The sequence below is a fragment of the Citrobacter sp. genome (assembly GCF_050252275.1).
Taxonomy (GTDB): Bacteria; Pseudomonadota; Gammaproteobacteria; order Enterobacterales; family Enterobacteriaceae; genus Citrobacter_A; species Citrobacter_A amalonaticus.
Map to the genome: position 1 here is coordinate 1 of NZ_JBFWLF010000203.1, position 8,352 is coordinate 8,352.

9 protein-coding genes and 1 pseudogene are annotated in these 8,352 nt (G+C 54.9%); 1 reads left to right on the forward strand and 9 read right to left on the reverse strand.

What is annotated here, in order from left to right; genetic code table 11:
• The 3 genes from AB7E14_RS16280 to norV all read right to left on the reverse strand — a co-directional run.
• Positions 1–277: DUF6531 domain-containing protein (locus tag AB7E14_RS16280; protein ID WP_428169674.1), on the reverse strand; the 277-nt coding region annotated here is incomplete at its 3' end.
• A gap of 222 nt (positions 278–499) precedes the next feature.
• Positions 500–1,642, reverse strand: coding sequence for an NADH:flavorubredoxin reductase NorW (norW, locus tag AB7E14_RS16285; protein WP_316962832.1), 1,143 nt, complete (start codon positions 1,640–1,642; stop codon positions 500–502).
• Positions 1,639–3,084 carry an anaerobic nitric oxide reductase flavorubredoxin gene (gene norV, locus AB7E14_RS16290; RefSeq protein WP_044327450.1) on the reverse strand — a complete coding sequence of 482 codons (1,446 nt, stop codon included), beginning with the start codon at positions 3,082–3,084 and terminating at the stop codon, positions 1,639–1,641. Before norV ends, norW begins: the two co-directional genes overlap by 4 nt.
• 187 nt (positions 3,085–3,271) lie before the next feature.
• Between norV and norR the strand changes: the two genes are divergently transcribed.
• The gene (norR, locus tag AB7E14_RS16295; RefSeq protein ID WP_428169675.1) at positions 3,272–4,789 is read left to right on the forward strand and encodes a nitric oxide reductase transcriptional regulator NorR; all 1,518 of its coding nucleotides are present in this window, start codon (positions 3,272–3,274) and stop codon (positions 4,787–4,789) included.
• Here the strand turns inward: norR and gutQ are convergent.
• The 6 genes and pseudogenes from gutQ to srlE all read right to left on the reverse strand — a co-directional run.
• On the reverse strand, positions 4,786–5,751 hold the full coding sequence (gutQ, locus tag AB7E14_RS16300; RefSeq protein WP_058587004.1) for an arabinose-5-phosphate isomerase GutQ: 966 nt from the start codon (positions 5,749–5,751) through the stop codon (positions 4,786–4,788). The two genes, norR and gutQ, sit on opposite strands and share 4 nt — an antisense overlap.
• Complete coding sequence (srlR, locus tag AB7E14_RS16305) at positions 5,744–6,517, reverse strand: glucitol operon DNA-binding transcriptional repressor SrlR (RefSeq protein WP_042999605.1); 774 nt, start codon at positions 6,515–6,517, stop codon at positions 5,744–5,746. Before srlR ends, gutQ begins: the two co-directional genes overlap by 8 nt.
• A gap of 68 nt (positions 6,518–6,585) precedes the next feature.
• Positions 6,586–6,945 carry a transcriptional regulator GutM gene (gutM, locus tag AB7E14_RS16310; RefSeq protein WP_042999606.1) on the reverse strand — a complete coding sequence of 120 codons (360 nt, stop codon included), beginning with the start codon at positions 6,943–6,945 and terminating at the stop codon, positions 6,586–6,588.
• A gap of 91 nt (positions 6,946–7,036) precedes the next feature.
• A complete protein-coding gene (gene srlD / locus AB7E14_RS16315; protein WP_042999607.1) occupies positions 7,037–7,816 on the reverse strand; it encodes a sorbitol-6-phosphate dehydrogenase in 780 nt (259 codons plus the stop codon).
• Positions 7,817–7,826: 10 nt separating this feature from the next.
• Positions 7,827–8,189 (reverse strand): PTS glucitol/sorbitol transporter subunit IIA, encoded by a 363-nt coding sequence (srlB, locus tag AB7E14_RS16320; RefSeq protein ID WP_042322676.1) that lies wholly within the window; start codon positions 8,187–8,189, stop codon positions 7,827–7,829.
• An 11-nt stretch (positions 8,190–8,200) separates the two neighbouring features.
• Positions 8,201–8,352, reverse strand: a pseudogene (srlE, locus tag AB7E14_RS16325) (PTS glucitol/sorbitol transporter subunit IIB); the annotation flags it as partial.

Here is an 8,352-nt window from a genome sequence, read left to right on the forward strand (position 1 = left end):
CGAAGATGCTCACCGGTGCAGGCGTTTTCGTCCGGTAGCTGTTGTAAGTCCTCGAGAGCACAAACGGCAACGGGCCGGGCAGGGCGAAATCGGTTTCGCCGGGCAGCACCTTTGCACCCAGCAACGGGTTGACTGGATTACCGGAAGTCATCCCTCCCGGGCAGACCGAGCAGGCCACGCCGGTAGGTGCGCCAATCATCACGCCCGCCGAACCCTGGACAATGCTACCGCCCTTCATGGTGCCGTCGCCCAGACGCGCCGCCGGTTTTCCACTCATGCTTAAACCCTTTTTGCATATAAATCAGAAGGATTACCTTAAGCTGGCATCACGGGGGAAAACTGCGAGGGGAGAGCAATATTGCCCGGATTCGGAAAACGTTTAGGCGGGAGGAAAAAAGCCCCGGGGCAGGCGGGGCGAAACGACAAGCAATATCGCACTTCCGTGTGCATGAGGTTAATCAATCAGTGGCGATAGCGCCGGATGGCGACGCAGAGCGTCTTATCCGGCCTGCCGAGGCAACGTTTTCAGCAGGGCGAAAGCCTCCTTCATTCTGTTTTCACTCACCACGAAGGCGCAGAGCTGTCCTTCACCGTTCATCCCTTTGGCTACCATGCCGTCAGATTCTGCGGCAATGTGCCAGTTCAGATCGCGACGCTGGGTTTCCCCTGCCAGATGCAGCGGCAGTTCTGGCGTTTTGATTTTGACTAACATGGCAGGCAGCTTCAGCGGCGCGTTGCCGCCGAGCAGATTTTTCGCCAGGTACATCGCACTGAGCTGAATAGGCTGCAGGAACGGTAGCACCTGACCGTTGATCTCCGCGCAGTCGCCGAGGGCATAAATATCCGGGTGGCTGGTTTGCAGGTAGCTGTCGACACAAACGCCGCGGTTGAGGGTTAAACCGGCGCGACGCGCCAGCGCCGTTTCCGGGCGCAGACCCGTGGCGGCAATCACCGCATCGACGTGAATGCTGCGCTCGCGATCGAACGTTGCACGAATACCGGATGCGCTTTTCTCCAGCCCTTGTAACTGTGATTTCAGCAACAGGTGTACGCCCATATCGGTAAGACGATGCTGTAAGCGACTGCTCACTTCCGGCGGCATCAGCGAAGCAAGCAGGCTGGCTGCGTTATCTATCAGCGTGACCGCTTTACCTGCGCGGCAGAAATCCATCGCCAGTTCGGTTCCAATCAACCCGCCGCCGACAATCAGCACCCGTTGGGCATCGCGTAGCTGTGTTTCGCAGGCACGGTACTCCTGCTGGCTGTTCAATGTGAGCATTAACTCACGTCCTGCTATCGGTGGAACAAAGGCCGCAGCGCCCGTAGCCAGCACCAGTTTGTCGTACTGCCACTGCTTGTCCTGGCTTTTTACCACGTGGGCATCGGCATCAATGTCGGTGACCCAGGTGTGGGGAAAGAGACGCAGAGCAAACTGTTCAGCAAACTCTCCCGCCGACTGACGGGTGAGGTCGTCGGCGTGCTGCGCCTGGCTTATCACATGACTGAGATCGGGTTTGTTATACTCATCCATGCTGTCAGCCGCAATCAGAGTTAACGGGACATCCGCGTCCTGCTTGCGAATGTTTTTGACTAACTGGCGGGCAGCAAAGCCTGAACCAATGATGACAATTCCCCGGCTCATTTTGCCTCCGTTGCCAGCACGTCGAAGACATCTTTGCCTAATGAACATTCCGGACAGAGGAAGTTGTCCGGCACATCGCTCCACGGCGTACCTGGCGCGACATCCTGCAACGGTTCACCTTTTGCCGGATCGTAAATCCACTGGCACACGCTGCACTGCATGCTCGGACCGAGGTCGGCTGCTGCGGCGGCGCAGGCGCATGCTTCTTCTTTGGTTGTCGCTTTCACTGTCGCGTCCGGCAACGGCGCGAGCGCCCATTGACGCGCGATTTCACGACCGTGCTGGCGGCACAGTTCCAGCGCATCCAGGTCCGGGCGCCATTTGGCCTTCAGGCTCAGCGACATTTCAAAACCGGCATCCTGTAAACGGGTGGATAAGCGGTCGACCGCTCCGCCGCTCCAGCCGTGGGAACCAAAAGCGCTGGCGCGTTTGTTACGAAAACGCAGACCGGTCATCTCTTCCACCAGACCGGCGATTTTCGGCATCATCACATTGTTCATCGTGGAGGTGCCGACCAGCACACCTTTAGAGCGAAAAACGTTGGTCAGGATTTCGTTTTTATCGCTGCGGGCGACGTTAAAAATTTTCACTGCCACGTTCGGGTCGACTTCGTTAATTCCCTGTGCAATCGCATCCGCCATCATGCGGGTGTTATTGGACATGGTGTCGTAGAAAATTGTGATGCGATCTTCCTGATAATCCGCCGCCCATTTCAGATACAGCTCAACAATCTGGGTCGGATTATCGCGCCAGACCACGCCGTGGGAGGTGGCAATCATATCGACCGGCAGGTTGAAGCCGAGGATTTCGGTAATTTTTGGCGTCACCAGACGACTGAACGGGGTCAGGATGTTGGCGTAGTAACGCTGGCACTGTTCGAACAGCTCGATCTGATCCACTTCATCGTTAAACAGACGTTCGTCGCAGTAGTGCTGACCGAAAGCGTCGTTACTGAACAGGACGGCATCGCCGGTCATGTAGGTCATCATGCTGTCCGGCCAGTGCAGCATCGGCGTTTCCACGAAGATCAACTGTTTGCCGTTACCAATATCCAGAGTGTCGCCGGTTTTCACGACGTTAAAATTCCACTCCGGATGGTGATGATGACCGGTAATTGAGTCAATCGCGTTGGTGGTGCAGTAGATAGGGGTATCCGGGATCTGCGTCATCAGCTCGGTCAGCGCCCCGGCGTGATCTTCTTCCGCATGGTTGATAATGATGTAATCGATGTCTGCGAGGTCGATTTCATTACGCAGGTTCTGCACAAACTCACGGCTGAATTTATGATCGACGGTATCAATCAGGACATTTTTTTCTTCACGGATGAGATAGCTGTTGTAGCTGCTGCCGCGCAGCGTTTTGTATTCGGTTCCGTGGAAATCACGCACTTCCCAGTCACGTTGGCCAACCCAATGGATATTATTTTTAACCAGAATAGACATAGCAACCTCAATTCATTTAGCGTTGTTCAAATAAGTTGTTTCGCTTATTGCAGGTCGCGTGCCAATTTTTTATCTATTTGATTTTTATTGATTTAAAATTTTATACTCATTAGATGGTAGTCAAAAAGACTATTCATAACACAGTCAATATGACAGTATGGATTGTCAAAATGACAGTGAGGACAGCATGAGTTTTTCTGTTGATGTGCTGGCGGGGATCGCCATTGAATTACAGCGCGGAGTGGGCCATCAGGATCGTTTTCAGCGTCTGATTACTACGCTGCGTCAGGTGCTGGAATGCGATGCTTCTGCATTGCTGCGTTATGAGGCGCGCCAGTTTATCCCGCTGGCGATTGATGGTCTTGCACGTGATGTGCTCGGCAGGCGTTTTACCCTCGAAGGGCATCCCCGACTGGAGGCCATCGCCCGCGCCGGAGACGTGGTGCGCTTTCCGGCAGACAGCGATTTGCCTGACCCGTATGACGGATTGATCCCGGGGCAGGAGAGTCTGAAAGTGCATGCCTGTATTGGGTTGCCGCTTTTTGCCGGGCAGAATCTGATCGGCGCGCTGACCCTCGATGGCATGGCGCCGGATCAGTTTGATATTTTCAGCGATGAGGAGTTACGGCTCATCGCCGCGCTGGCCGCCGGTGCATTGAGCAATGCGCTGCTGATTGAACAACTGGAAAGCCAGAATATGTTGCCGGGGTCGAGTACCGATTTCGAACAGATAAAAGAGACGCAGATGATTGGTCTCTCGCCGAACATGATGCAGTTGAAAAAAGAGATCGAGATTGTGGCAGGCTCCGATCTCAACGTGTTAATCAGCGGCGAAACTGGTACCGGGAAAGAACTGGTGGCGAAGGCGATTCATGAAGGTTCACCTCGCGCGGTCAACCCGTTGGTCTACCTGAACTGCGCCGCGCTGCCGGAAAGCGTGGCGGAGAGCGAACTGTTTGGTCATGTAAAAGGGGCATTCACCGGGGCCATCAGCAACCGTAGCGGCAAATTTGAAATGGCCGATAACGGCACGTTATTCCTCGATGAAATTGGTGAACTGTCGCTGGCTCTGCAAGCCAAACTGCTGCGCGTATTGCAGTATGGCGATATTCAGCGCGTCGGCGATGACCGCAGCCTGCGCGTGGATGTGCGCGTGCTGGCAGCAACGAATCGCGATCTTCGTGAAGAGGTGCTGGCGGGACGTTTTCGTGCCGATCTGTTTCATCGTCTGAGCGTGTTTCCGCTTTTGGTTCCCCCGCTACGGGAGCGTGGGGAAGATGTGGTGTTGCTGGCGGGTTATTTTTGCGAGCAGTGTCGATTACGACTGGGGCTTTCCTGCGTGGTGCTCAGTCCTGGGGCGCGTAGCCATCTGCTGAATTACGGCTGGCCGGGTAACGTGCGTGAACTGGAACATGCGATTCATCGGGCGGTAGTGCTGGCGCGCGCGACCCGATCCGGAGACGAAGTGGTACTGGAAGCGAAGCATTTCGCGTTGCAGGAGGAGGCTATGACGCCGCAGCCGGAAGTGACAGCGGATTTACCGCGCAATCACAATCTGCGTGATGCGACGGAGGCGTTCCAGCGGGAAATGATTCGCCAGGCGCTGGCGCAAAATAATCACAACTGGGCGGCCAGCGCCCGGGCACTTGAAACGGACGTCGCCAACCTGCACCGGCTGGCGAAGCGTCTGGGGCTGAAGGATTAGAGTATCCCGGCCTGATAGAAATCCTGCAGGTTGATGGCGCCGGTGAGCTTACCGGTTTCATCCACCACCGGCGCGGCGGTAATTTTGCGTTTCATCAGGATCTCTTTGGCATCAATCGCCCGGCTTTCTGACTGCAAGGTGATGCCGTTGTGGGTCATCGCTTTACTGACCGGCGTGGTGAGCGCGCCGCCGCCAACCAGCCAGCGACGCAGGTCGCCGTCGGTAAAGACGCCTTTCACCTGCATCTGGTCGTCGCAAACGGCGACCAGACCCAGACCGGTACGGCTTAATTCCAGCATCGCGTCCATCACGCTGGTGGCAAGTTGAACCTGCGGGACAGCGTCGTCACGGCGCATCAGGTGATGCACTTTATTAAGCAAACGCGCGCCTAACGCACCGGCCGGATGCGAGCGGGCAAAATCTTCTTCATTGAAGCCGCGTGCCTGCATAACCGCCATCGCCAGCGCGTCGCCCATCATCAGGGTATTGACGGTGCTGGAGGTCGGTGCCAGGTGCATCGGGCAGGCTTCGCGCTCAACGGAGATATCCAGAACAGCCTTCGCCGCCAGACCCAGCGGTGAATTGGGTTTGCCGGTCATTGCCAGCAGGGCGATGGATTTATCTTCCAGACGCGGGATGATGAGATCCAGCTCTTTTGCGCCGCCGGAATAGGAGATAAACAACATCACGTCACGGCTTTCGATCATCCCCAGATCGCCATGCAGCGCTTCGGCAGGGTGAACAAAAAAGGCCGGGGTGCCGGTACTGGCGAGCGTCGCGGCGATTTTCTTACCAATATGGCCCGATTTGCCGATACCTGAGACAATCACTTTGCCTTCACAGTGGATAATGGTATTGGCGGCGCGGATAAAATCATCGCCCAGACGTTCCGGCAGACGGCTTGCTTCCTGTAATTCCAGCATTAACGTCTGACGGCCCGCGTTCAGTAGTGCATCACTCATTGGTTTCTCCGGTTATGATCACTTCAATCCCTTTTTCTTCCAGCGCCTGACGAAATGCGGGATCAATACCCGCGTCGGTAATCAGTTTGTCGACGCTTTCCAGACTGCACACAACATTCGGACTCTTGCGGCCAAACTTTGATGAGTCCGCCATCAGAATGACTTCGCGAGCGGCGTTACACATCGCTTTGCTGACGGTGTAAACCTCATTAAAGGTGGTCACGCCGGCACTGAGATCAATACCGTCGGTGCCCATGAAGAGTTTATCAAAACTGAACTGCTCAAAGGCGTTTTCGGCCAGTTGTCCGTGAAATGAGGCCGATTTTTTACGAAATGTTCCGCCAGGCATCAGGATGGTTTGTTCGTTGTCTAACTCGGACAGCGCGTTGACAATGTGCAGGCTGTTGGTCATGACGGTGATATTGCTAAAGCGGGTAAGCATCGGCACCATTTGTAGCACGGTACTCCCGGCATCCAGAATGATGGAGTCGCCATCATGGATAAAGCGGACCGCAGCTTCAGCAATACGCTCTTTCTTATGCGTATTGATCAGCGTTTTGTGATCGATAGGCGGATCGGACTCATCTTTATTTAACATCACGCCGCCATAGGTGCGAATGACGGTACCGGCATTTTCCAGAACGACAAGATCTTTGCGAATGGTCGTGCCCGTGGTGTCAAAGTACTGGGCCAGTTCTTCCACAGAGCTTTTACCCTGTTTTTGCAGATGCTCCAGAATGGCGGCCTGACGCTGACGAGGTTTCATAGGCGAAATAACCCTGAATTAAATTTGCGAAATGATAATTTCGCAAGCTAATAGCATTCACAACGAAATTACCCATGTTTCAGATTAAGCGCCAATGATAGTGCATTCTGCGATAGCGGATCATGGGGAAAGATCACATCAGGCTGTAATTCATTAAGATGTTTGCCCTGAATGTCGGCGATTTTTCCTGGTCTGGCGAATACGGTGAGACCTTTCATAAACAATGTATCGGTGACTCGCTGATTGTCATCGACAGCGACGGCGACCACGACGCGCGGTTTAAAACGTCCTCCTGAACGCCCTACGCCGACACGTCCCTGTTGGCAAAGCCGGTCAAATGCATTGTTAAAGCGCGATATTTGCCAGTATCCCAGCGCCAGTTGTGCACACCAGGCAATGACGGCGACAGTAACGAGTGCGGATACCATATGTTGCTCCTTTTATTTTGCCAGACGGCGGTTTTACTTTATCCGGCCTGCGGGTAGGCCCGGTAAGCGTATCGCCACCGGGCGATACCCATTAAAACATTACTTGTCCACCGGTAACGTTGATTGACTGCCCGGTGCAGTACGACGCTTTCGGGCTGGCATAGAATAACAGCATGTTCAGCACATCCTGATAGTCGCAGCCGCGCTTCAGCGGAACCTTATCAATGTAATACTGCTCCACTTCGTCTGGCTTGATACCCAGCTTGGTGGCGTACTGCGGCAGCAACGACTGGAACATCGGTGACTTTAACAGGTTGCCGAGCATCAGCGAATGCACGGTAATGCCATATTCCGCCAGATCCAGCGCCAGCGACTGCGTTAACCCCACGCCGCCAAACTTCGCCGCGCTATAGCCGGAATTGTGCTTGCTGCCCACTTTACCGGATTTGGAGTTGATCTGAATAATACGTCCCTGAATACCATCGCGGATCATCAGACGGGAGAATTCACGTGCGCAGAGGAAGTAGCCGACCAGATTCACCTGCAGCGAGCGGTCAAAATCACCGAGCTGGAAATCACTGATAAATGCTGCTTTCGCAATCCCGGCGCTGTAAACCAGCAGATCCACGCGGCCAAAGATTTCATCCACACCGCGAGAGAGTGCGAGCACGCTCTGTTCGCTGGTGGCGTCGGCGCCGAAACCGTAGGCCATGCCTTCGCCAAATTCTGCGTTAATCTCCTGTGCAACGTTTGCGGCTTTATCACTCTGAATATCTACCACCGCAACGCGATACCCTTCTGCTGCAAGCCCACGGCTGAGGAACGCCCCCAGGGTCTGTCCTCCACCAATGACAACGGCAACCTGATTCATTTTTCTCTCCTTAAGCGACAAACTTCAAAATACAGCCCGGTGCGATATCGTCCGGTACAGGCCCCGCGACATGCACGGTGCCGGGAAATTCCGCTTCGCTCAGCCCATCGAAGCGCAGGGTGATATGCCCCAGTTCACGTAAATTCTGCTCGGCCACACTGCCAACGGCAGTGACCGGATAACGATGCTGACCCAGTTCGAACTGGGCGCCGGGCTGCAGCGGGCCGTTCAGTTCGCCATGACAATGGATAAAGCAAAACTCCTCGATATCCGCAGGCGCGCCTTCACGAAAGGTAATCAGCATCTGGTCGCAGAGCGCATCCGGTGCGCTCTGGCCGATACGGGTGATGGTGGTCTGATAAATAACGGTCATGTCGACACCTCTTATTGATAAATAAAGCCGGAAACAAACCAGGCGATGAGAACGGTGGGTGCCCCCGTCAGGAAGCGGCTCACCAGTACCGACGGCACGCCGACGCGAACGGTGTCCTGGCGGGCTTCTGCCAGCGACAGACCGACCGGAATAAAGTCACAGG